Annotated in this window: 19 protein-coding genes; 6 read left to right on the top strand and 13 right to left on the bottom strand. The window is 68.5% G+C overall.

Going from position 1 to position 21,347, the window contains the following annotated elements; genetic code table 11:
- Positions 1 to 8: 8 nt before the first annotated feature.
- Complete coding sequence (locus tag ACW17X_RS11800) at positions 9 to 1,859, bottom strand: DUF885 domain-containing protein (protein WP_492097594.1); 1,851 nt, start codon at positions 1,857 to 1,859, stop codon at positions 9 to 11.
- 186 nt (positions 1,860 to 2,045) lie between these two features.
- Between ACW17X_RS11800 and ACW17X_RS11795 the strand changes: the two genes are divergently transcribed.
- Positions 2,046 to 2,183 (top strand): entericidin A/B family lipoprotein, encoded by a 138-nt coding sequence (locus ACW17X_RS11795; RefSeq protein WP_054764494.1) that lies wholly within the window; start codon positions 2,046 to 2,048, stop codon positions 2,181 to 2,183.
- A gap of 25 nt (positions 2,184 to 2,208) precedes the next feature.
- On the opposite strand, the gene ACW17X_RS11790 is transcribed toward ACW17X_RS11795, so the two are convergent.
- The 7 genes from ACW17X_RS11790 to trxA all read right to left on the bottom strand — a co-directional run bounded on the left by ACW17X_RS11790 (position 2,209) and on the right by trxA (position 10,138).
- A complete protein-coding gene (locus ACW17X_RS11790) occupies positions 2,209 to 3,960 on the bottom strand; it encodes an AmpG family muropeptide MFS transporter (protein ID WP_492097591.1) in 1,752 nt (583 codons plus the stop codon).
- Positions 3,961 to 3,994: 34 nt separating this feature from the next.
- On the bottom strand, positions 3,995 to 5,533 hold the full coding sequence (locus ACW17X_RS11785; RefSeq protein ID WP_492097590.1) for a response regulator: 1,539 nt from the start codon (positions 5,531 to 5,533) through the stop codon (positions 3,995 to 3,997).
- Between the two features lie 88 nt (positions 5,534 to 5,621).
- Positions 5,622 to 7,238, bottom strand: a complete 1,617-nt coding sequence (locus ACW17X_RS11780; protein ID WP_492097588.1) for a YifB family Mg chelatase-like AAA ATPase — start codon at positions 7,236 to 7,238, stop codon at positions 5,622 to 5,624.
- Positions 7,239 to 7,279: 41 nt separating this feature from the next.
- The gene (gene gshB / locus ACW17X_RS11775) at positions 7,280 to 8,251 is read right to left on the bottom strand and encodes a glutathione synthase (protein WP_492097586.1); all 972 of its coding nucleotides are present in this window, start codon (positions 8,249 to 8,251) and stop codon (positions 7,280 to 7,282) included.
- Positions 8,252 to 8,334: 83 nt separating this feature from the next.
- Positions 8,335 to 8,529 carry a Trm112 family protein gene (locus ACW17X_RS11770; protein WP_183197330.1) on the bottom strand — a complete coding sequence of 65 codons (195 nt, stop codon included), beginning with the start codon at positions 8,527 to 8,529 and terminating at the stop codon, positions 8,335 to 8,337.
- A gap of 27 nt (positions 8,530 to 8,556) precedes the next feature.
- Complete coding sequence (locus ACW17X_RS11765) at positions 8,557 to 9,213, bottom strand: LON peptidase substrate-binding domain-containing protein (RefSeq protein ID WP_492097584.1); 657 nt, start codon at positions 9,211 to 9,213, stop codon at positions 8,557 to 8,559.
- Positions 9,214 to 9,229: 16 nt separating this feature from the next.
- On the bottom strand, positions 9,230 to 10,138 hold the full coding sequence (trxA, locus tag ACW17X_RS11760) for a thioredoxin (protein WP_492097582.1): 909 nt from the start codon (positions 10,136 to 10,138) through the stop codon (positions 9,230 to 9,232).
- Positions 10,139 to 10,419: 281 nt separating this feature from the next.
- On the opposite strand from trxA, the gene ACW17X_RS11755 reads away from it, so the two are divergent.
- Entirely contained in the window at positions 10,420 to 11,709 is a 1,290-nt protein-coding gene (locus tag ACW17X_RS11755; protein WP_492097580.1) for a cation:proton antiporter, read from the top strand.
- Between the two features lie 10 nt (positions 11,710 to 11,719).
- Here the strand turns inward: ACW17X_RS11755 and ACW17X_RS11750 are convergent, their stop codons facing one another.
- A complete protein-coding gene (locus ACW17X_RS11750) occupies positions 11,720 to 12,232 on the bottom strand; it encodes a prolyl-tRNA synthetase associated domain-containing protein (RefSeq protein ID WP_492097578.1) in 513 nt (170 codons plus the stop codon).
- A gap of 38 nt (positions 12,233 to 12,270) precedes the next feature.
- Here ACW17X_RS11750 and ACW17X_RS11745 point away from each other — a divergent pair, with 38 nt between their 5' ends.
- The gene (locus ACW17X_RS11745) at positions 12,271 to 13,038 is read left to right on the top strand and encodes a DUF6065 family protein (protein WP_492097576.1); all 768 of its coding nucleotides are present in this window, start codon (positions 12,271 to 12,273) and stop codon (positions 13,036 to 13,038) included.
- Positions 13,039 to 13,063: 25 nt separating this feature from the next.
- Here ACW17X_RS11745 and rph read toward each other — a convergent pair whose 3' ends face one another.
- Entirely contained in the window at positions 13,064 to 13,789 is a 726-nt protein-coding gene (gene rph / locus ACW17X_RS11740) for a ribonuclease PH (protein ID WP_492097574.1), read from the bottom strand.
- Between the two features lie 121 nt (positions 13,790 to 13,910).
- On the opposite strand from rph, the gene ACW17X_RS11735 reads away from it, so the two are divergent.
- From ACW17X_RS11735 to grpE, 3 genes are read left to right on the top strand one after another with little or no spacing between them, the layout of a single operon-like run.
- Positions 13,911 to 14,507, top strand: coding sequence for a DUF1287 domain-containing protein (locus tag ACW17X_RS11735; protein ID WP_492097572.1), 597 nt, complete (start codon positions 13,911 to 13,913; stop codon positions 14,505 to 14,507).
- Positions 14,504 to 15,592 carry a heat-inducible transcriptional repressor HrcA gene (gene hrcA, locus ACW17X_RS11730; RefSeq protein ID WP_492097571.1) on the top strand — a complete coding sequence of 363 codons (1,089 nt, stop codon included), beginning with the start codon at positions 14,504 to 14,506 and terminating at the stop codon, positions 15,590 to 15,592. The genes ACW17X_RS11735 and hrcA overlap by 4 nt, the downstream gene beginning before the upstream one ends.
- A 44-nt stretch (positions 15,593 to 15,636) precedes the next feature.
- Positions 15,637 to 16,224: a nucleotide exchange factor GrpE gene (gene grpE / locus ACW17X_RS11725; protein WP_492100466.1), complete on the top strand. Its 588-nt coding sequence runs from the start codon at positions 15,637 to 15,639 to the stop codon at positions 16,222 to 16,224.
- A gap of 102 nt (positions 16,225 to 16,326) precedes the next feature.
- On the opposite strand, the gene ACW17X_RS11720 is transcribed toward grpE, so the two are convergent.
- From ACW17X_RS11720 to purH, 3 genes are all read right to left on the bottom strand, one after another.
- Positions 16,327 to 18,411 (bottom strand): S8 family peptidase, encoded by a 2,085-nt coding sequence (locus ACW17X_RS11720; protein WP_492097569.1) that lies wholly within the window; start codon positions 18,409 to 18,411, stop codon positions 16,327 to 16,329.
- A gap of 233 nt (positions 18,412 to 18,644) precedes the next feature.
- On the bottom strand, positions 18,645 to 19,544 hold the full coding sequence (locus ACW17X_RS11715; RefSeq protein WP_492097567.1) for a dienelactone hydrolase family protein: 900 nt from the start codon (positions 19,542 to 19,544) through the stop codon (positions 18,645 to 18,647).
- A 149-nt stretch (positions 19,545 to 19,693) separates the two neighbouring features.
- Entirely contained in the window at positions 19,694 to 21,298 is a 1,605-nt protein-coding gene (gene purH, locus ACW17X_RS11710) for a bifunctional phosphoribosylaminoimidazolecarboxamide formyltransferase/IMP cyclohydrolase (protein ID WP_492097565.1), read from the bottom strand.
- Positions 21,299 to 21,347: the final 49 nt, after the last annotated feature.

Below are 21,347 nucleotides of genomic sequence, written 5' to 3'. Positions count from 1 at the left end.
GAGCCGGGTCAGGTCGTCGGCGCCCCGCCGCCTGCCGCGATCCAGCCATCGACCTGGTCTTCCAGCACGTCCAGCGGCACCGAGCCGGAGCCCAGGACCACGGCGTGGAAATCCTTGAGGTCGAACCGGTCGCCCAGGGCCGCCTTGGCGCGGTCGCGCAGTTCCTCGATCTTCAGCTCGCCGATCTTGTAGCTGGTCGCTTGGCCGGGATTGGTGATGTAGCGCTCGACTTCCTTTTCGATGTCGCGCTCGGACAGCAGGGAGTTCTGACGGAAATAGTCCATCGCCTGTTCGCGGCTCCAGCGCTTGGCGTGCAGGCCCGTGTCCGTCACCAGACGCACCGCGCGCCAAAGCTCGGTCGAGAGACGGCCGAAGTCGGAATAGGGGTCCTGATAGAAGCCCATCTCCTTGCCCAGCTGCTCGGCATAGAGCCCCCAGCCCTCGGCATAGGCGCCGTAACCGCCGAAGCGTCGGAAGCGGGGCAGGCCCTCGATCTCTTGCGCATAGGCGATCTGGAAATGGTGGCCGGGCGCGCCCTCGTGATAGCTGATGCCCTCGATCTGGGGCTTCAGCACCTGGGTCATGTCCGACAGGTTGACGTAATAGATGCCCGGCCGCGACCCGTCCGGCGCCGGCGAATTATAGAAGGCGATCGAAGCCGTCGCCTCGCGGAACGGCTCGACCGCCCGCACCTCCAGCGCCGCCTTGGGCAGGGTCGAGAACCACTGCGGGGCCGCCGCCATCACTTGGGCGATGAAGCCGCGCGCGTCGGTCAGATACTGTTCCTTGCCCTGCGGCGTATTCGGATATTGGAAGCGCGGATCGGTCTTCAGGAAGGCGAAGAATTCCTGCAGCGTGCCGGTGAAGCCGACCTGGGCCTTGATCACTTCCATCTCGGCCTGGATGCGGGCGACCTCGTCCAGGCCGATCTGGTGGATCTGGTCGGCGGTCAGGTCGGTGGTGGTCGAGAGCTGGAGCCGGGCGTTGTAATAGGCCTCGCCCTGCGGCAGGCGCCACACGCCGGCGTCGCTGTCGGCCTTGGGCTGCACCTCGGCCAGGGCCGCCAGCACGGTGTCGAACCCGGCCTTGTAGGGGCCGGTCAGGGCGGCGCGGCCTTCGGACAGCAGCCGGTCCTTGGTCGACTGATCCGTGTCCAGCGCCGCGACCTTCTTGTTGAAGTCGGCCCAGACCGGATTGTCCGGCCCATCGTCGAACGGCGCGCCGGAGATGACGTTGCGGGTATTGGCGATGGAGGGCTCGAACACGAAGCGGGGCGACACCACGCCGGCCGCCGCGCGCTGACGCAGTTCGTCGGCGACCTGGCTCATCTGGACCTGGGCGGCGCGCAGCCGGGCGACATAGGCCTCGGCGTCCGACACGCTGGTGACGCGGTGGTTGTTGATCAGGAAGACCGGCAGGCTGGTGGTCGGATTGCCGTTGGCGGCGAACTGAAAGCCCCAGTCGCGCCACTGGTTCGACAGCCGGGCCTGTTGCACGCCGTATTCGAACATTCGCCACGACAACCGCGCCTGAGGTCCCAGCTTCTGCGGATCGAACTCGGCCTTCATCCGGGCCAGCTGGCTTTCGGACAGGGCCAGGGCGCGGTCGGCGGCGGCGTCCGAAACATCGTCCAGCTTGTCATAGTCGGTCTTGAGCCCCAGCGACGTCATCTGTTGCGGGCTGAGGGCGATGCGGGCCTGGAAAGCCTCTTCGAAGAAGGCGTTCAGCCGTGCATCCGCGCTCTGAGCTTGGGTCGACGGCGCGCCTGCCGGGGCTGCAGTCGGCGTTTGGGCCAAGGCTTGAACGCCGCCGGAAAGAATAGCCAGGACGGCGGTGGACGAGATCAGAAGACGACGCATGAGCAACCCCTCGAAGAACAGGCGTTCACCTTCGGGGGGTCGTCCGCCCGACGCAAGCGTCAGCGCAGCGGCGTGTCCCGATCTAACGGAGATTCGTCGAAACCGGATATGGCGCCGCTTGATGCAACCTATGCCGATGTGCAGTGTTTGGGGGACAGCTTGACCATAACACCTGGGGTTTTCGCCATGCGCAAGATCATCACCCTCTCTCTCGTCGCCGCCGCCTTGGCGGTATCCGCCTGCAACACCATCGCCGGCGTGGGTCGCGACGTCTCGGCCGCCGGTTCGGCCGTCAGTTCGGGCGCCGAAAGGGCGAAACACTAGGATCAGGCGGCGATCCTTTCGCGTTTCAGGATGGCTGGCCCTCGGTCGCCGCGATGGCGGGATCCTCCTCTTGAGCCGATTGGCGGGCCTGAAGCGCGGTCTGTTTGCTGGCGACGATGAAGGCCAGAACGATGCCGAACACGCCGATGATCGCTGAATAGAGGAAGAAGGCGACATAGCCGGCGCCCAGGGCGGCAGGGGTGACGCCGCTTGTCGCCGCCCCCGTGGTCAGGACTCCCTCCTGCATGTTGGCGAACAGACCGCGTAGACCCGCGAAAGGCCCATTGCCCTCAGCCGCCCGGGCCGAGGCCTCGACAATCCGGCCCGATTGCGAGGCGATCAGCTTGCCGGGCAGAGCGTACAGCGAGGTGAACAGAGCGTATTGGGTCGCGGTGAAGCCGATCGACGTCAGGCTGGACATATAGGCGATCAGGGCCGTCCCGGCGTAGCCGCCGGAGATGTTGTCGACGCCGATCGCCACGGTCAGGGCCGACAGACTGTGGCCCTGGGTCGCCAGCCAGGCGAAGATCAGGTTGGAGACCGGGCTCATGAAGGCGCCGATGACCATGGTGCGGATCAAGCCCAGCCTGGCCACCGACCAGCCGCTGATGAAGACGCCGAGCGTCGTCATGATCACCCCGAACACCTTGCGCACCTCGGCCAGCTCGGTCTTGGTGAAACCGAGGTCGATATAGAAGGGCGGCATGATGTTCAGCACGAAGTCAGCCAGCCGATAGACGCAGATGAGGGCCAGGATCAGCGTCGCGACGCCTGAGAAGCGCCGGTAGAAGTCGGCCATCGGCTGGCCGAACGAGCCCGCCAGATAGGCGCCGGGACGTGTCTTGAGGCCCGGCAGGGGCCAGCAGGCCAGCACCATGACCACCAGGCCCAGGAAGACCGAGACGAACTGCAGATAGACCCCCTCTGGCTTGGCCGACAGGGCCGAAGCCACAGCAGCCTTGCCATCGGCGCCGAGGCCCAACAGGCCGAACAGGGCGTTCAGGGGCGCCGACTGGCCCGTCAGGCCGGTCCCCAGGAACATGGCGGCGACGCCGATCACCGCCAGCCGCACGATCCATTCCACCACCTCCAGCTTCGGCCGCGACGGCACGTCGCCGACGGGGATGGGCCGGATCGAATGCGCCTTCTCGCGCGGGGCGAACAGGACGCCGGCGATGCCGAAACCCATGAGGCACGCCATCACCGCATAGGAGAGATTCCAGTTGTAGAGATCAGCCAGCACTAGGGGCACGGCGCCGGCCACGATCATGGCGACGCGGTAACCCATCTGATAGGCGGCGGCCATGGCGCCGTGGCGGCTGTCGTCGGCCGCCTCGATCCGCCAGGCGTCGATGACGATGTCCTGAGTAGCGCCGAAGAAGCCGACCAGTGCGGCGAACCCGGCGACGGCGATCAGGGCGTTGGCCGGATTCAGCGTCGAGATCGACCACAGGCCGAAGACGATCACCGCTTGCGTCACCAACATCCAGGCTCGGCGGTGACCCAGCAGCGGCGTCAGCAACGGTACAGCGGTCCGATCGATCAGGGGCGCCCAGACGAACTTCAGCGAATAGGACAGCGTCGCCAATGCGAAGAAGCCGATCACCTCCAGCGTCAGGCCGCTCTCGCGCAACCAGGCGGTCAGGGTGTCGAAGATCAGCAGATTGGGCAGGCCCGCCGAAAAGCCCAGAAGCAGCATGATGAAGACGCGCCGCTCGCCATAGACGGCGAAGCCGCCGGCGGATTTCGCTTTTGCGGTCGAGGCTTGGTCGGTCATGCACGGCTCCGGCGGCGGCCGGAATCGCGGTCGCCTAAACGGGGGCGACCTTGGCGCGGATGTCGCGCTTCGTCCAGCGGGTCAGGGCGGCGCGCAGGGCTTCGGCGTCCAGGGGCTTGACCAGATGGTCGTCCATTCCGGCCTCCAGGCACAGGCGGCGGTCTTCGGCGAAGGCGTTGGCGGTCAGGGCCAGAATGGGGGTGGCGTCGCCCGTGGCGCGGATGGCGCGGGCGGCGGCGGGGCCGTCCATGCCGGGCATCCGCATGTCCATGAAGACCAGATCGTAACGGGCGCGGGCCAGGGCGGCGACGGCCTCGGCCCCTGTGGCGGCGGTCTCGACCGTACAGCCTTCGCGTCGCAGCAGGGAGCGGGCCAGCAGCGCCCCGACCGGATTGTCCTCGGCCAGCAGGACGCGGACCCCGGCGAAGCGGGCGGTCGCGACCCGGTCGTCCTCGGGCGGAAGCAGGCCGGGTGGCGCGACGGAATCGCCAGCGCCGGCGGCCGCCAGCACCCGTTCGGCCAGGGAGGCCCGACGCAGGGGCTTGATCAGATAGCCGTGGAAGCCTGCGGTCCGATAACCGGGGATCAGGTCGCGTTCCGACGGCTTCAGCAGAACGACGCCGCGCCCCCGGTCCGGCGCGGCGACCAACTCGCCGGGCGCCGCCTCGGCATGGTCGATCAACCACACGGGTGCATTGTCTGTGATCTTGCCGCCGGACGCCTCGATCTGGGCGGCGGCGGCGGCGCGAACAAAGGGGTCGGGCGAGCGGAGGGCGACCTTCTGGCCCCGCAGCCGCTTCTTGCGGGGCGCAGCGACAGCCTCGAAATCAGCCTCGAAACGGAAGCGGGCCCCACCGCCGGGGCGGTCCTCCACACCCACCGTTCCGCCCATGGCCATGGCCAGTTTGCGCACGACGGCCAAGCCGAGGCCGGCGCCGTCATGGCGCACCGCGTCTGACGAATCGGCGTGGCCGAACTCCTCGAAAATACGGGTGCGCGCCTCGAGCGGCACGCCGGGTCCGGTGTCGTCGACGACGAAGGCCAGGCGGACGCGTTTGTCCTTGGCGGCGGAGCCGACTTCAGGCGCCCGCTCGACGGACAGCCAAACGCCGCCGGTCTCGGTGAACTTGACCGCATTGCCGGCGAGGTTGAACAGCACCTGCCGCAGCCGGCCCTCGTCGGCCAGGATGTTCGGCGCATCGGCGGCGACCGACCAGACGATCTCCAGCCCCTTGTCGTGAGCGCGCGGGCTTAGCAGTTCGGCGACGCCGCGCACCAGGCCTTCCAAATCGACCGGTGCCAAGTCGAATTCCAGCGATCCGGCCTCAAGCCGGGCGTAGTCCAGCAGGTCATTGACCAGGCCCAGCAGATGCTCGGCCGACTGGCGCGCATTCTCGGCATAGGCCCTTTGGGCGCCGTCCAGGCGGGTGCGTTGCAACAGATTGATCATGCCCAGAACCCCGTTCAGGGGCGTGCGCATCTCGTGGCTCATCAGGCGCAGGAACTGCTGCGCCGCCTCGACGGGGGGCGTCGGCTGGGTGTCGATCCGTTTCGTCGCCGTCCGTCGCGCCATCAGGGTCTCCGCAAGCCTGGGAGCATAGGAGGGCCGGGTTAAGGATTGTTCTTCTCTCCTGACGGACCGGGCGGTCCGGATGACGGTCTCACGAATAGAGGAAGGGTGCCTGGTCCGGCGCCGCCTCGCGGATCTCGGAGGCTTCGCCGCGATGGGCCTGACGTCGGCTGAAGTCGGCCTCGGCCCCCACGGTGTTGCGCCGATAGATCAAGGCTTCGGCGATATGGCGGCGCAGAACCCCGGTGCAGCCGTCCAGATCGGCGATGGTGCGGGCCAGCCGCAAGGTCCGGGTCCAGCCCCGCGCGGTCAGACCCCCGGCCTCGCCCGCCCGCATCAGCAGCATCCGCCCCGCCTCATCAGGAGTGGCGAACCGGTCCAGGGTGTCGCCGGACGCGCGGGCGTTCAGGCCTTGGGCCGGGTCCAGCCCCGCCGTGCGCGCCCGTTCCTCTTGCTGGGCGCGGGCGGCGGCGACGCGAGCCCTGGCCTCGGCCGTGCCTTCGGGCGGGGGCGGCAGGGTCATGTCGGCGGCGGTGACCGGCGGGGTCTCGACCGTCAGATCGATCCGGTCGAACATCGGGCCGGAGATGCGGTTCTGATAGTCGCGCTGGCAGCGGGGAGCCTTGCCACAGGCGCCCCGCCCTGCCCCGCCCATGCCGCAGCGACAGGGGTTCATCGCCGCCACCAGCTGGAACCGGGCTGGATAGCGGATATGGGCGTTGGCGCGGGCCACCGCGATCTCGCCTGTCTCCAGAGGCGCCCGTAGTGAGTCCAAGGCCTGGGCGCTGTACTCGGGCAGTTCATCGAGGAAGAGGACGCCGTTGTGGGCCAGGGACGCCTCGCCCGGTTTGGCCCGCAGCCCCCCGCCGGTCAGGGCCGCCATTGAGGCGGAATGGTGCGGGCTGCGGAAAGGGCGGTCCCGGGTCAGAGCCCCCCGTTCGATCAGGCCGGCAACCGACCAGACCATCGAGGTCTCCAGCAGTTCCTGCGAGGTCAGCGGCGGCAGGAGGCCGGGCAGGCGTTGGGCCATCATCGACTTGCCAGACCCCGGCGGGCCGATGAACAGCAGGTTGTGGCCGCCGGCCGCCGCGATCTCCAGCGCCCTCTTGGCGCCTTCCTGGCCCTTGACCTCGCGCAGGTCGGGCACGGCCTTGCCGCTGGCCAGCGGGCCGGGCTCGGGCGCGCGCAGGACCTGGGTCCCCTTGAAATGGTTGACTAGGGCGATCAGGGACCGCGGCGCCAGGATGCGCGCCCCGCCGGCCCAGGCCGCCTCTGGCCCTGTGGCTTCGGGACAGATCAGGCCCAAGCCCATGGCGTCAGCGGCCACGGCGGCCGGCAGGGCGCCGCCCACCCGCGCGATCTGCCCGTCCAGCCCCAGTTCGCCGATGGCGGCCCAGCCGTCCAGGGCGTCGGGGGCGATCACCCCCATGGCCGCCATCAGGGCCAGGGCGATGGGCAGGTCGAAATGACTGCCCTCCTTGGGCAGGTCGGCGGGGGCCAGATTGGCGATGATCCGCCGCGCCGGCAGGGCCAGGCCTATGCCCGCGAAGGCCCCGCGCACCCGTTCGCGGCTTTCGGCCACGGCCTTGTCCGGCAGGCCGACGATGTTGAACACCGTCTGCTGGTCCTGGCCGACCAGCTGGACCTCGACATCCACGCGCCGGGCCTCAACCCCGTCAAAGGCGACCGTGACAACCCGCGCGACCATGGCGTTCCCTCCGCTGGAGAGAACGAAGCATGAACCGAGCTCTAGCGCAAGGGGTGTTTACGCAACCTGTGAGGGCACTTCTTCTCGATCACGTCCCACATCAGGGCGGTGGCGTCGATGCCGGTGAAGGTCTTCAGCTGCTGGGCGCCGGTGGGGGAGGTGACGTTGATCTCGGTCAGATAATCGCCGATCACGTCGATGCCGACGAAGATCAGGCCGCGCTCCTTCAGGGTCGGGCCGATGGCGGCGCAGATCTCCAGGTCGCGCGGGGTCAGTTCGACCGGCATGGCGGTGCCGCCGACGTGCAGGTTGGAGCGGACGGCGCCGGCCGCCGGGACACGGTTGATGGCCCCCACCGGCTCGCCGTCGATCAGGAGGATCCGCTTGTCGCCCTTGGACACGGCGGGGATGAATTTCTGGATCACCAGAGGGTCGCGGCTGCCGGCGGCGTGGATCTCGATCAGGGCGTCCAGGTTGGGGTCGTCGGCGCGCAGCTTGACCACGCCCGAGCCGCCGTTGCCGTGCAGGGGCTTCAGCACCACCTCGCCGTGCGTCTTGTGGAAGGCGGTCAGGGCGACGGGGTCGGCCGAGATCAGGGTCGGCGGCTGAAGGCCGGGGAAGGCGGTGACCAGCAGCTTCTCGGGCGCCGAACGCACCTGGGCCGGGTCGTTGACGACCAGGGTCCGGGGATGGACCGTCTCCAGCAGATAGGTGGCGGTGACATAGGCCATGTCGAACGGCGGGTCCTGGCGCATCAGGATGACGTCCACGTCCTCGGCCAGATCCAGCCGAACCCAGTCGCCGAAATCAACGTGGTTCCCGACCTCACGCCGCACGGTGATCGGCCGGGCGCGGCAATAGAGGCAGCCCTCCTCCAGGGCCAGGGTGCGAAAGTCATAGACCCACAGCCGGTGCCCGCGCGCCTGGGCCGTCTCGGCCATCAGGAAGCTGGTGTCCCCGGCGATGTCGACGGCCTCGATCGGGTCCATCTGGATGGCGATTTTGAGTGTCATGCTTGGGCCTATCGCGCTTCGCGCTACTTGAGGCCCGTTTGGCGCGCCGCGCTCAGGGCCAGTGAAGGGTCGCCGGCTCAGGCTCAGTCCAGCGGACGGGCTTCCTCGGCCAGCATGATCGGCACGCCTTCGCGGATCGGATAGGCCAGTTTGGCGCCGGCCGAGATCAGTTCGCCCGCGTCGCGGTCATAGGTCAGCTTGCCGCGCGTGACCGGGCAGACCAGCACCTCAAGCAGGCGGGGATCGACGGAGACGGGGGTGTTGAAGGCGTCACTCATTGGGCGGGTTCCTGAAAGCGTGGCCGCTTATTGCATGGACGGCGCGGCGTCGTCACCGGCGTCGGCGGCGTCGATGCGGAGCAGGGCGGTCAGGGCCTCGGCGCGGGGCATCAGGCCCATGGCCTCCAGCAGGGCCTGCTTCTCGGCCGGTTCGAACGGCAGGGCCATCGACAGGCTGTTGACCAGGGCCTCCATCGGCGCGGTCTCGGCCGTCTCCCAGTCGATGTCCAGCAGGCGGTGGGCCATATAGGCGCGCAGGGCGTCGAGGAAGGCGTGGCGGTCGAAGTCCGGTTCTTCCGGCGGGGGCGACAGATCGTCCTCATAGGCGTCGAAGGCCGCGCGCACCTGGCGATAGGGCGCCTTGGACGGCAGTTCGGCGGCGATGCGGAACCGCGACACCCCGGTCAGGGTGATCAGATACCGACCGTCCGAGGTTTCGGCGAAACTGGTGATCCGCCCGGCGCAGCCGACCGGCGACAGGCCCGGCTGGGCCGGGTCGCCGCCCTTGGGCTGAATCAGGCCGATGATCCGGTCCCCGGCCATGGCGTCGTCCACCATGTTCAGATAGCGCGGCTCGAAGATGTTCAGCGGTAGTTGCCCGCGCGGCAGCAGGATGGTCCCGCCCAGCGGGAAGACCGGGATCACCTGCGGCAGGTCGAGCGCCCTGACATAGCCCTGGGGCATGAAGACTCCGATAGGCTCAGGAAAACAGGATGGACGACAGGCGGCGCCGACCGTCCTTGGACACGTCGGAACTGACCCCGGCGGCGTCGAAGATGACCAGCAGCTGTTTGCGCGCCGCCTGGTCGTTCCATTCGCGGTCGGCCTGGATGATGGTCAGCAGATTGTCGACGGCGCCCTTGAAGTCGCCGGCTGCGCTCTGGGCTTCGGCCAGATCGAAACGCGCCTGGTGGTCGGTCGGATCGGCGGCGACCTTGGCCTCCAGCTCGGCCGAAGCGCCCGAAGGGGCCTTGGCGGCCAGGGCCAGCTGGGCGCGCACGCTCTGGACCGTCGGCTCCTTGGAGTCCTGGGGGGCCATGGCGATGGTCTGCAGCGCCTGCTCAGGATCGCCGTTGGCCAGATAGACCCGCGCCATGCCGGCGATCGCCTTCTCGTTCTCGGGCTCGATCGACAGAACATGGGCGAAGGCCTGGGCCGCGCCGCCGAAGTCGTTGAGGCCCAGCGACTCCTCGCCCAGCTCCAGCAGCTGCGTCGTCTCGGTCGAGCCGCCGGCGCCGCCGGTCAGCTTGTCGATGAAGGCCTTGATCTGGCTGTCGGGGATCGCGCCCTGGAAGCCGTCCACCGGCTGGCCGTTGACGAAGGCGTAGACGGTGGGGATCGACTGCACCCGCAACTGACCCGCATAGGCCGGATTGGCGTCCACATCGATCTTGACCATCTTCACCGCCCCCTTGGCGGCGCGCACGGCCTTCTCCAGCGCCGGGCCCAGGGTCCGGCACGGGCCGCACCAGGTGGCCCAGAAGTCGACGATGACCGGCTGATGCTTCGACGCCTCGATGACATCGGTCATGAAGGAGGCGTCCGTGCCTTCCTTGATCAGGTCGTCGCCGGAGCGGTTTGCGGAAAGGGTCGGGTCGATCAGGGTCATGACGGGTCCGTGCAGGCTCGAAGGTCGTAACGGACCAGATGGCGTCGGGATGCCTCGGCATCAAGCGGCGAATTGGCCGCGCCGCGACGGAGCGGCTGTGAGGGCCGAAATAAACGGCATCCACTCGAAAAATGGAGTCCATTTTCCTCTATTCTTCGCGGGGCGGCGGGAATTCAGTTTCAAAGACCCTGCGGGCAGCATCGCATGAACGCCGCCTTCGGTAACCAGACCGGCCCTGCCGCATTAAGGCAGCGCCCTATCGTCGAGCTTGCCGGAGCCCCATGCCCGATCCCTATATTCTGATCCTGTTCGTGGTGGGGGCGCTGGTCGCCCTGGTGGCCTGGCTGCCGCTGGTGTTTCGCCGCGCGCCCTTGTCGCTGCCGATCGTCTGCGTAACCCTGGGGGCGGGGCTGTTCAGCCTTCCGCAGGTGGGGTTCGACCCCCTGCCCCAGACCTTTCCCGACATCACCGAGCGTCTAACCGAGTTCGTCGTCATCGTCGCCCTTATGGGGGCGGGGCTGAAGATCGACCGGATCTTCAATCTGAAGCGATGGGGCGTGACCTGGCGGCTGCTGGGCGTGACCATGATGCTATCGATCGCGGCGATCGTGATCCTGGGCTGGACGGTGCTGGGGCTGGGACTGGCCGGGGCGGTCCTGCTGGCCGGGACCCTGGCGCCGACCGATCCGGTGCTGGCGTCGGACGTCCAGGTGGGAGCGCCGCGCGAGGGGGGCGAGGACGAGGTGCGGTTCGGCCTGACGTCCGAGGCGGGGCTGAACGACGGCCTGGCCTTTCCATTCGTCAACCTGGCCATCGCCCTGGCCCTGGCGGCGTCCGGCCAGAAGACCGACTGGTTCATGGACTGGCTGACCGTCAATGTCGTGTGGGAGATCGGCGCCGGGCTAGCCGTCGGCTGGGCCGTCGGCTGGCTATTCGGCTGGCTGACCTTCACCATTCCGGTCAGTTCGCGGCTGGCGGCGACGCGGGACGGGTTCATCGTGCTGGCGGCGACCTTCATCTCCTATTCGGTGACCGAGATGCTGCACTGCTACGGGTTTCTGGCCGTCTTCATCACAGCCCTGGCCTTCCGGCACGCGGACCGGGACCATGATTTCCACGTCGAGATGCACGACTTCATTGAGCAGATCGAGCGGATGGCGATGATGGTGGTGCTGGTCCTGTTCGGCGGGGCCCTGGTGTCGGGCCTGCTGTCGCCGCTGAGGCCGCTGGACGTGGCGGTGGCGGTGGTCATCGTGCTGGTGGTGCGGCCTATGGCCGGGATGATCGGTTTCATCGGCTACAGGCGGCCTCTGCGGGAAAAGCTGATCCTGGCCTTCTTCGGCATCCGCGGTGTCGGGTCGTTCTACTACCTGGCCTATGGGCTGAACGCGGCGCCGTTCGGGAGCGGCGACCGTCTGTGGGCCATCGTGGGCCTGATCTGCCTGATGTCGATCCTGCTGCACGGGATCACGGTCACGCCCGTCATGCGATGGTTCGACCGAAGCCAGGGTCGCGACCCGGACGCCGACGCGGCCGAAGCCGAGACCGCCGGGCGGGGGATGTCGGCCTGAGCCCGACCGCTCAATCCAGCGCCCCGAAATCCACCACCACCGGCTCCCGCCCCAGCAGCGCCAGCACCCGCCGGAACGCCGTCTGGTCCAGGGCTGTGGTGGCCGTATTGGTCAACGGGTGGAAGTTGACGATGTCGGCGTCCCACAGGCGGCGGTCCAGGACGAAGGTCACGCGGCGGTCCGTGTCGTTGATCAGGCCTAGCGCCGTGACCGAGCCGGGGCGGACGCCCAGGGTTTCGAACATCAGGGTCTCGGCGCCGAACGACAGGCGGCCCGCGCCGATGACGGCGGCGGCGCGTTTCAGGTCGATGACCGTGTCCTGGCGGGCCGAGATCAGCCAGAGGCGGCCTTTGTGGTCCTTCAGGAACAGGTTCTTGGTGTGGGCGCCGGGCAGGTCGGCCTTGAGGTCCAGCCCTTCCTCGACGCGGAAGACGGCCGGGTGGTCGTGGGTGGTGTGGGCCACGCCGTTTTCGGTCAGCCAGGCGGTCAGGGCGTCGCGGTCGAAAGCTGGGTGTGGCGTCATGGTTGAGCAGTGGCGTTTGCGGCGTTAGGAACGGTTCCATGGTCGATACCGTGCAGACGCGCCCGCTGGAACTGGAATGCTATCCGATGACGGCCCGGCCGCCGGATCTGGTGCCCGGCCGCCAGTCGCGCAACTGGATGGACGCCTTCATCAGCCGCCACCCCTATCGCTGCCTGCCGCTGAACATGGCCAACACCACCGGGTGGGAAATCCTGTGCCCGTTCGGCTTCTCGGCCGAGTGGAACGGCGGGCCGCGCCAGGAAGACATCATCATCACGCCCGACCGGCCCCAGCACGACCTGGCCCATTTCGTCACCTCGCACTTTTCGCGCGGGGTCCTGACCATGCACCCGCAGTATCTGTTCCGCACGCCGCCGGGCTGGGGGATGATGTGTTCGGGGTCGCCCAATCACCTGAAGGACGGGATCCAGCCCCTGGTCGGCCTGATCGAGACCGACTGGTTGCCCTTCCCCTTCACGATGAACTGGATCTTCACCCGGCCGGGCCGGATCACGTTCGAGAAGGGCGAGCCCTTCTGCTTCATCAATCTGATCGAGCACAAGAAGGTCGAACAGTTCCAGCCGGTGATCCGCACCCTGGAGTCCAACCCGGTGATGAAGGGCCAGTTCGAGGCCTGGAACCGCGCCCGCACCGATTTCAACCAGCGGTTGGCCGGCGGCGATCCGGACGCGGCCAAGGAGGCCTGGCAGCGCTACTACTTCAAGGGCGAGGTGCCCGAGGATCTGGGGGCGGCGCCGCCCACCCATTCGAACAAGCGCCGCCTGAAGACGCCCCGCGTCGGCTGACGCGGGTGCGAAGAGGTCGGTGCGCTTAGCGGCGCACCGCCTCCAGCGCCGCCTTTTGCAGGGCGAACAGTTCGGTGCAGCCGACCTCGGCCAGGGAGAACAGCCGGTCGAACTCGGCGCGGGAGAAGCCGCGCTTCTCGCCGGTGGCCTGGACCTCGACGATCTGGCCCGCGCCGGTCAGGACGAAGTTGGAATCGGCCTCGGCCTCGGAATCCTCTTCATAGTCCAGGTCCAGCACCGGCACGCCGTCGCAGACGCCGCACGAGACGGCCGCCACCTGGTCCAGGATAGGGTCGGACTTCAGCACGCCTTCGTCGCGCAGATAGTTGAGGGCCGAGGCCATGGCGACCCAGGCGCCGGTGATGGAGGCGGTGCGGGTGCCGCCGTCGGCCTGGATGACGTCGCAGTCCAGCACAACCTGACGCTCGCCCAGGGCCTTCAGATCGACGACTGCGCGCAAGCTGCGGCCGATCAGGCGCTGGATCTCTTGCGTCCGGCCCGTCTGTTTGCCGGCGGCGGCCTCGCGGCGGCCGCGGGTATGGGTGGCGCGGGGCAGCATGCCGTATTCGGCGGTGACCCAACCCTGGCCCTTGCCGCGCATCCAGCCGGGAATGCTCTCCTCGACCGAGGCCGTCACCAGAACCTTGGTGTGGCCGAAGGTGATCAGGCACGAACCCTCGGCATAGCGGTTGACCCCGGTCTCGATGGTCACGGGACGCAGCTGGTCGTCGGTGCGTTGCGAATGGCGCATGAGATGAATCCTTGGAAGCTGAGGCGGCGCTGCTTATCCTGAAACGGTGAGCCTGTATGCCCCCCCATCGTCTGTCGCCAGTCGCCGTGTCTTTCTCGGTGGAGCGATCGGTGTCGTCGCCGTGACGACGACCGGCTGCGCGGGGAAGCTGGCGATCGACGCGCCTGAAGGCTCACCTGCCCGTCTGGCCTGGGCCGCCCAGAAGCAGCTGGGCGTGACCAAGGATTACGACAAGACCTATCAGGCCCTCGCCTATCCAGACGGCGACGTGCCGAGAAAGACCGGCGTCTGCTGCGACGTCATCGTCCGGGCGGCTCGCGACGGGCTGGATCTGGATCTTCAGCGATTGGTGCACGAGGACATGACCGAGGCGTTCGACGCCTATCCATCGCGCAGGAACTGGGGCCTGACTCGTCCGGATTCCAATATCGACCACAGGAGGGTTCCGAATCTGGACGCCTATTTCCAGCGTGTGGGCGCCACCGTCTGGACTCCGCAAGGCGCGCCGAAAGGATCGAGCTTCCCCGAACCGCTCGCGATTGGCGACATACTGACCTGGCGCGGCGGCAACGGCGCGCCTCACATCGGCCTGGTCAGCCGCGCCGGGAAACACCCGCTGATCATTCATAATTTCGGTCTCGGGGTGATGCAGCATGGTCTTTGGCTGATGAAGACGTCGCGCGCCGCAGGCCATTATCGCTGGCCGGTAGGCACATGAAGCCCTCGCTGCTGACGTCGACCTCCATCGAAACCGGAGGTTTGGCCGGCCTGGACGCTCGGGCGCGCGACATCTTCCGGCGCATCGTCGAATCCTATCTGGAGACGGGCGAGCCGGTGGGGTCGCGGACCCTGTCGCTGGGCGGAATCGCCCTGTCGCCGGCCTCCATCCGCAATACGATGCAGGACCTGACCCTGGCCGGGCTGCTGGCTGCGCCGCATACCTCGGCGGGGCGGATCCCGACCCATGCGGGCCTGCGCCTGTTCGTCGACGGCCTGCTGGAGATCGGCGACCTGACGAAAGAGGAGCGGCGCGAGATCGACGGGCGGCTGGCCGGGCGGGGGCGGAATTTCGAATCCGCCCTGGATGAGGCGTCCAACCTGTTGTCCGGCCTGGCGGGAGGCGCGGGCGTGGTGTCCAGCCCCGTGCGCGAGTCTGGCGTCAAACATGTGGAGTTCGTGGCCCTGGGCGGGGATCAGGCCCTGGCGGTCATCGTCGCCGACGACGGCACGGTCGAGAACCGGATCATGACCCTGGCGGCCGGGGTCACGCCCTCGACCCTGGTCGAGGCCTCCAACTTCCTCAACGCCCGTCTGCGCGGCCGGCCCTTCGCCGACGCCAAGCGCGAGATGACCCAGGAGCTGGAGATCGCCCGACGCGAACTGGATCAGACCGCCGCCCGCCTGGTCGAGGACGGGTTCGCCGCCTGGTCCGGCGGGCCGGACCGCGAGCGCGCCCTGATCGTGCGGGGCCGCGCCAACCTGTTGCAGGACGGCGAAGGCCTGGCGGATCTGGAGCGGGTGCGGGTCCTGTTCGACGATCTGGAGCAGAAGGAACAGCTGATCGGCCTGTTGGACGGGGTCGATGCCGCGCAGGGGGTGCGAATTTTCATCGGTGCCGAAACGCGGTTGTTTTCACTTTCGGGTTCCGCCGTGATCGCGGCGCCCTATATGAGCGGCCGACAGCGGGTTCTGGGCGCCATCGGCGTCATAGGCCCCGCTAGGTTGAACTACGCCCGTGTCATTCCGTTGGTGGACTATACCGCCCGGGTGCTGGGCCGGATGCTGGACGGGAACGACAAGTGAGCGACAAGCCCCTTAACGACGAATTCAACGCACTGGACGCCGACATGGCGGAAACCAACGCCGAACACGGTCTGGACGCCGATCCCTCGGACAATCTGGCGCCGCTGGACGCCGTCATCGCCGAGCGTGACGAGTGGAAGGACCGCGCCCTGCGCGTCGCCGCCGAGATGGAGAACCTGAAGCGCCGCGCCGAGATGCAGCAGAACGACGCCCGCGCCTTCGCCATCCAGCGTTTCGCCAAGGACCTGCTGGGCGTGGCCGACAATCTGGAACGCGCCCTGATGGCCGCGCCCAAGGACACAGACGGTCCGACGGTCGCCCTGGTGACCGGTCTGGAAATGACCCAGAAGGCCTTGTTGCAGGCGTTCGAGACCAATGGGCTGAAGCGCGTCGCGCCCGAGGCCGGCGAGGCCTTCAACCCGCATCTGCACCAGGCCATGATCGAACAGCCGTCGGACACGGTTCCGGGCGGCGCCGTGCTCCAGACTATGCAATCCGGCTTCGAACTGTTCGGCCGCACCATCCGCCCGGCCATGGTCGTGGTCGCGGCCAAGGGGTCGGGCGCGCAGGCCGCAAATCCCTATGGCGCGGCGCCCGAGGCCGAGACCCACGCCTTCGACGGCAAGGCCTGATGTCAGGACGTGAGTGGTGATTGGGGACGGGTGAATAGTGAGCTGCGGTGTCTCCGAAAGCCGCTCACCCCTCGCTCACCACTCACGATTCACCAGCCCCCCTCAGAACTGACGCCGCCACCCGCCGATCAGGGCGAACTCGGGCGCAGCGTCGGCGACGTGGCGCGGTTCGCGGCTGGCGACGGCCTGGACCGACAGACTTGAGCCGTCCCACAGCCGACGCTCGCCGCCCAGGATGAAGTCGATCTGACGACCGCTGGGCGCGGCCGAGAAGTTGCGACGCGAATAGGTCAGGGGGTCGAAATATTCGACCGGGACATCGGCCAGCCAGGCCGAGAAGGTCCCGCGTTCGATCCGCAGCGGCTGTGACACGGTGAAGCTGATCCGGTCGCACAGGACCGTGCAGCCGGTCAGCAGGGTCAGCCGCCAGTTGGAGCTGATCGCCGCCCCGTCCGTCGTCAGGAAACGGCCTTCGGTCTCGGTCGAACCGAGGCCGGCCTCGCCGATCAGGGCCAGGCCGGGCCGCAGGGTCCAGTCGCCGCCGACCGCATAGAAGCTTGTCCGCGACGGCAGGGCGAAGTCCGATCCGCCCGGCAGGAAGGCGCCGAGCGGCCCCAGACGCTCGTCCAGGTCGCCCAGGCTGAGCGACAGACCGCCGTCGGCGCCGCGCCAAGCCAGGGTGACGCGACTATAGGTCGAGGCCTCTTCCTCGACCCGGCGCAAGGGCATGCGCCGATCGCCGCCGCCGCTCTCGGCCGCCAGGGTCAGGGCGCCGAACCGGACGGCGCCGCGCACCGCGTGATCGACCTGGGCCAGGGCGGCGAAACCGTCGCCGGCGGCGCCGTCGAACGGCGATGAAGCCCCGCCGCGGCCCTGCCAGGTGGCGAAGCTCATCCGGCCCATCTCCAGGTCCAGCATGGCCTCCTGCCGGGGCTCATCGCCCAGCCAGGGGGCGTCGGTCAGGTCGTAGCGCGGGGCGATGGGTTCGGGCGTCGGAACGGGCTGGGAGGCGGTCAGGTTCAGCCGGCCCCCGTTGGGCAGGGCCAGCCGGGTCGTCGCTGTGCGGCTGGGTTCGAACGGGGCGGCCTGGTACGAGCGGCTGGGCGCCGTCGGATAGGCTGCACCCAGCTGGACTGCGAACATCCGGTCATAGCCGTCGAACAGAACGGTCCCCAGCGCCGTCTGGCGGGCGAAGGCGTCGCCGAAGGCGGGGCCGACAAAACTGCCCGGCTCGGTCTCGGCGACGATGGAGGCGCCGTTCGCCATCGGCACAGAGGTTGCGCCGGCCGGTCGGAAGGCGTTGGCCAGGTCCAGCAGGCCCCGGCCATAGACGATGTCGGTCCCTGGGTCCCCGGCGTCGCGCGCCGTGTCGATCAGAATAGCCAGGGCCTGGCGCGCCGACAGATTGGGGAAGGCGTCCATCAGCAGGGCCAGGGCGCCCGAGACATGGGGCGCCGAGAAGGAGGTGCCGTTGATCCGCCAGCAGCTGGTCCCGTCGCAGCCGGTGATGACGTCCTCGCCCGGGGCCGAAATATAGCCCGCGGCCGTCACCCCTGCGCGGTTCGAGAAGTCGGACATGAGATTGGTCGCACCGTGCGAGCCGACGGCGATAACAGAGCCGGCGAACCGGGGATCGACCGCATATTGGGCGGGCCAGCCGGGATTGGCCTCGCCATCATTGCCCGACGAGGCGACGATGACGGCGCCGGAGTCGACCGCGCGCAGCAGGGCCGCCTCGAAGGCGGAACCGAACCGTCCGTCGCCGCCCAGGGACATGTTGATGATCTTGACCCCGTTGGCCACGGCGAAGTCCAGGGCCCGAACCAGATCCGAGCTGCTGAAACAGACGTCGTCGTCCTCATCCTCGCACTCCGAAATGTCGGCGCGGATCGACAGTATGGTCGATTCATAGGCGACCCCGACCGAGCCTAGGCCGTTGAAGTTCGAGGCGATCACGCCGGACACCAGAGTCCCGTGGCTGTCGTCGGCGACATAGGGGGTGTTGCGGCCCACGACGACGTCGGTCGAGGCGCTGGAAATACGGCCGACAAGATCCGCCTGGCTGTTGCTGACGCCGGAATCGACCACGGCGACGGTGACGCCGTTCCCGGTGGCGCCGGCCTGCCAGCCGACCTCGGCCTTGATATTGGCCACGCCATAGTTCCGCAGATATTCGCTCGACGTCACCGAGGGCGGCGGCGGGGGTGGCGGGGGAGGTGGAGGCGGCGGAGGCGGTGGAGGAGGCGGCACGACCGGCGTCACGGATCCGCCCCCGCCCCCGCCTCCCCCGCCGCCACAGGCCGCAAGGGGAAGGAACAACAGGCCTGCACCCAGCAGGATCGCCCTACGCCACCGAGAATTCGCCACCTTCACCCCTCCACGACACACAGCCCGCCGCAGTGTGTCACATCAGTAGCAGTTCAACTTCTTAAAGATTTGTCGAAGACCGCGAGCAGTTTGGCCCAGCCGTCCTTGGCGTCGGCCTCGGCGTAGCTGGCGCGATAGTCGGCGTGGAAGCCGTGGGGCGCATCGGGATAGACGATGATCCGGCTGTCGGTCTGGCCCGCGCGGGCCAGGGCCTCGCGCATCCGCTCGACGCTGGCCAGGGGGATGCCCTGGTCCTGGCCGCCGTAAAGCCCCAGGACCGGCGCCTTCAGGTCGTCGGCCAGATCCACCGGCCAGGGCTGGCCAGACGAGACCTGGACCGGGGTCGCGTCGGGGGCGGGGGCCAGACGGCCGTACCAGGCCACGCCGGCGCCGATGACGGCGAACCGCGCCGCCGCCTGCCACACCACCTTGCCGCCCCAGCAGAAGCCGGTGATCCCGACCTTGCCGTCGCGCGCCCACAGCTGCTGGCTGGCCCATTCCAGGGTCGCCGACAGGTCGCCCATCACCTGTTCGTAGTTCGCAGCCCCGACGATCTGCATGATCCGGCCCATGTCGGACAGGGGCGCCGGATCCTCGACCCGGTTGAAGAAGGCCGGGGCGATGGCCGCATAGCCCTGTTTCGCCAGGCGGCGGCAGATGTCCTTGATATAGGCGTGGACGCCGAAGATTTCGGACACCACCACCACGACGGGAAAGGGCCCGTCGCCGGCGGGGCGGGCGACATAGGCGGTCAGTTCGAATCCGTCCGGCGCCGGATAGGTCACCTCGGCCGTCTCGAGCCCGGCGGCGTCAGTGGTGATCGGCTGGGCCTCCTTGGCCAGGGCCGCGACCGCATAGCCGGAGAACAGCAGTCCCCCCAGGGCGCCCACCGCCCGGCGGCTGAGCTTCAGATCATCGGCGGTCTGGCCTTCGGGACGGATCAGGGTGGTCATGGGACGGCTCCAGAAACGGGGGAGCCGCAGACCATCACGACGCGCCGGGGGCGTCCAGTCACGAACGCGAGGACATTCACCATGGGAGAAAGGGCGCTCAAGCAGCGAGAGACCGCGTCGCGAGCGTTAGCGCCCTTTCTCCTCAAGGATCAGTGCCGGAAGACCCGCACCCCGGTGAAGGCCATGGCGATCCCCTTCTCGTCGGCGGCGGCGATGACCTCGGCGTCGCGCATCGAGCCGCCGGGCTGGATCACCGCCGTGGCGCCGGCCGCGACCGCTTCCAGCAGGCCGTCGGCGAAGGGGAAGAAGGCTTCCGAGGCGCAGGCCGAACCCTCGGCCAGGGACTGAGTCAGGCCTTTCGCCTCTCCGGCCTCCTTGGCGCGGATGGCGGCGATCCGGGCGCTGTCGCGGCGGTTCATCTGGCCGGCGCCGATGCCGGCGGTCTGGCCGTCCTTGGCGTAGACGATGGCGTTGGACTTGACGTGTTTGGCCACGGTGAAGGCGAACAGCATGTCCTGGATCTCGGTCGGGGTCGGCTGGCGCTGGGTGACGATCTTCAGATCCGACGGCTTGATCAGCGACCGGTCGCGGCTTTGGACCAGGAAGCCGCCGGCGACCGAGCGGAACACCTCGCCCGGTCCGTGCGGATCGGGCAGGCCGTCGGTGATCAGCAGGCGCAGGTTCTTCTTGGCGGCGAAGACTTCCTTGGCTTCGTCGTCGGCGCCGGGGGCGATGACCACCTCAGTGAAGATGCCGGTGATGGCGCGGGCGTCGTCGCCGTTCAGCGGGCGGTTGACCGCGATCACGCCGCCGAAGGCCGAGACGGCGTCGCATTCCAGCGCGCGGGCGTAGGCTTCCGACAGGTCCTTGCCCACGGCCACGCCGCAGGGGTTCGCGTGTTTGACGATGACCACGGCGGGCTGTTCGAACTCGGCCACCAGCTCATAGGCGGCGTCGGCGTCGGCGATATTGTTGTAGCCCAGCTCCTTGCCCTGGATCTGGGTCGCATGGGCCACGCCGGGACGGGCCTCGCCGGTGCGGTAGAAGGCGCCGGTCTGATGCGGGTTTTCGCCGTAGCGCAGGGTCTGGGCCAGAGATCCGGCGATGGACTTGCGAGCCGGGGCGACGTCCTCGACTTGGCTTGCGAACCAGCCGGAGACGGCGGCGTCATAGGCGGCGGTGCGGGCGAAGGCGCGGGCGGCCAGCCGCTTGCGCAGGGCCAGATCGGTCGAGCCTTCCGCCTTCAGCGCCTCAAGGATCAGGCCGATGGACTCGCCGTCGACGGCGACGGCGACATAGCCGTGGTTCTTGGAGCCCGAACGGATCATGGCCGGGCCGCCGATGTCGATATTCTCGACCGCCGCCTCGAACGAACCGCCGGAAGCAACTGTGGATTCGAACGGATACAGGTCGATCCAGACGATATCGATGGCGCCGATGCCGTGGTCGGTCATGGCCTGGGCGTGGTCGGCCGCGTCACGCACACCCAGCAGGCCGCCGTGGACGACGGGGTGCAGGGTCTTGACCCGACCGTCCATCATCTCGGGGAAGCCGGTCAGATCGGCCACGTCCTTGACCGGCAGGCCAAGCTTGGCGATGGCCGCGCGGGTGCCGCCGGTCGAGACCAGTTCGACGCCCAGGTCGTGCAGGGTGCGGGCGGCGTCTTCCAGCCCGGCCTTGTCGGACAGGGAGATCAGGGCGCGTTGCGGCTTGACCCGGTCGGGGGCGGGCGGAAAGTCGGGAGCGGCGGGCATGAAGCGGCGTCCGTGAAGGCTGGGGGAGGATGGCGGGGCGTCTAGCACC

Source organism: Brevundimonas sp. FV1ye4L, assembly GCF_058681255.1.
Note: the sequence above shows the minus strand (reverse complement) of the source record. Positions and strands in the feature narration are given on the sequence as shown.

What these genes read in the sequence shown, in the direction of transcription:
- ACW17X_RS11800 (WP_492097594.1), bottom strand. Translation starts at nt 1,859, where the DNA reads ATGCGTCGTCTTCTGATCTCGTCCACCGCCGTCCTGGCTATTCTTTCC.
- ACW17X_RS11795 (WP_054764494.1), top strand. Translation starts at nt 2,046, where the DNA reads ATGCGCAAGATCATCACCCTCTCTCTCGTCGCCGCCGCCTTGGCGGTA.
- ACW17X_RS11790 (WP_492097591.1), bottom strand. Translation starts at nt 3,960, where the DNA reads ATGACCGACCAAGCCTCGACCGCAAAAGCGAAATCCGCCGGCGGCTTC.
- ACW17X_RS11785 (WP_492097590.1), bottom strand. Translation starts at nt 5,533, where the DNA reads ATGGCGCGACGGACGGCGACGAAACGGATCGACACCCAGCCGACGCCC.
- ACW17X_RS11780 (WP_492097588.1), bottom strand. Translation starts at nt 7,238, where the DNA reads ATGGTCGCGCGGGTTGTCACGGTCGCCTTTGACGGGGTTGAGGCCCGG.
- gshB (WP_492097586.1), bottom strand. Translation starts at nt 8,251, where the DNA reads ATGACACTCAAAATCGCCATCCAGATGGACCCGATCGAGGCCGTCGAC.
- ACW17X_RS11770 (WP_183197330.1), bottom strand. Translation starts at nt 8,529, where the DNA reads ATGAGTGACGCCTTCAACACCCCCGTCTCCGTCGATCCCCGCCTGCTT.
- ACW17X_RS11765 (WP_492097584.1), bottom strand. Translation starts at nt 9,213, where the DNA reads ATGCCCCAGGGCTATGTCAGGGCGCTCGACCTGCCGCAGGTGATCCCG.
- trxA (WP_492097582.1), bottom strand. Translation starts at nt 10,138, where the DNA reads ATGACCCTGATCGACCCGACCCTTTCCGCAAACCGCTCCGGCGACGAC.
- ACW17X_RS11755 (WP_492097580.1), top strand. Translation starts at nt 10,420, where the DNA reads ATGCCCGATCCCTATATTCTGATCCTGTTCGTGGTGGGGGCGCTGGTC.
- ACW17X_RS11750 (WP_492097578.1), bottom strand. Translation starts at nt 12,232, where the DNA reads ATGACGCCACACCCAGCTTTCGACCGCGACGCCCTGACCGCCTGGCTG.
- ACW17X_RS11745 (WP_492097576.1), top strand. Translation starts at nt 12,271, where the DNA reads ATGGTCGATACCGTGCAGACGCGCCCGCTGGAACTGGAATGCTATCCG.
- rph (WP_492097574.1), bottom strand. Translation starts at nt 13,789, where the DNA reads ATGCGCCATTCGCAACGCACCGACGACCAGCTGCGTCCCGTGACCATC.
- hrcA (WP_492097571.1), top strand. Translation starts at nt 14,504, where the DNA reads ATGAAGCCCTCGCTGCTGACGTCGACCTCCATCGAAACCGGAGGTTTG.
- grpE (WP_492100466.1), top strand. Translation starts at nt 15,637, where the DNA reads ATGGCGGAAACCAACGCCGAACACGGTCTGGACGCCGATCCCTCGGAC.
- ACW17X_RS11715 (WP_492097567.1), bottom strand. Translation starts at nt 19,544, where the DNA reads ATGACCACCCTGATCCGTCCCGAAGGCCAGACCGCCGATGATCTGAAG.
- purH (WP_492097565.1), bottom strand. Translation starts at nt 21,298, where the DNA reads ATGCCCGCCGCTCCCGACTTTCCGCCCGCCCCCGACCGGGTCAAGCCG.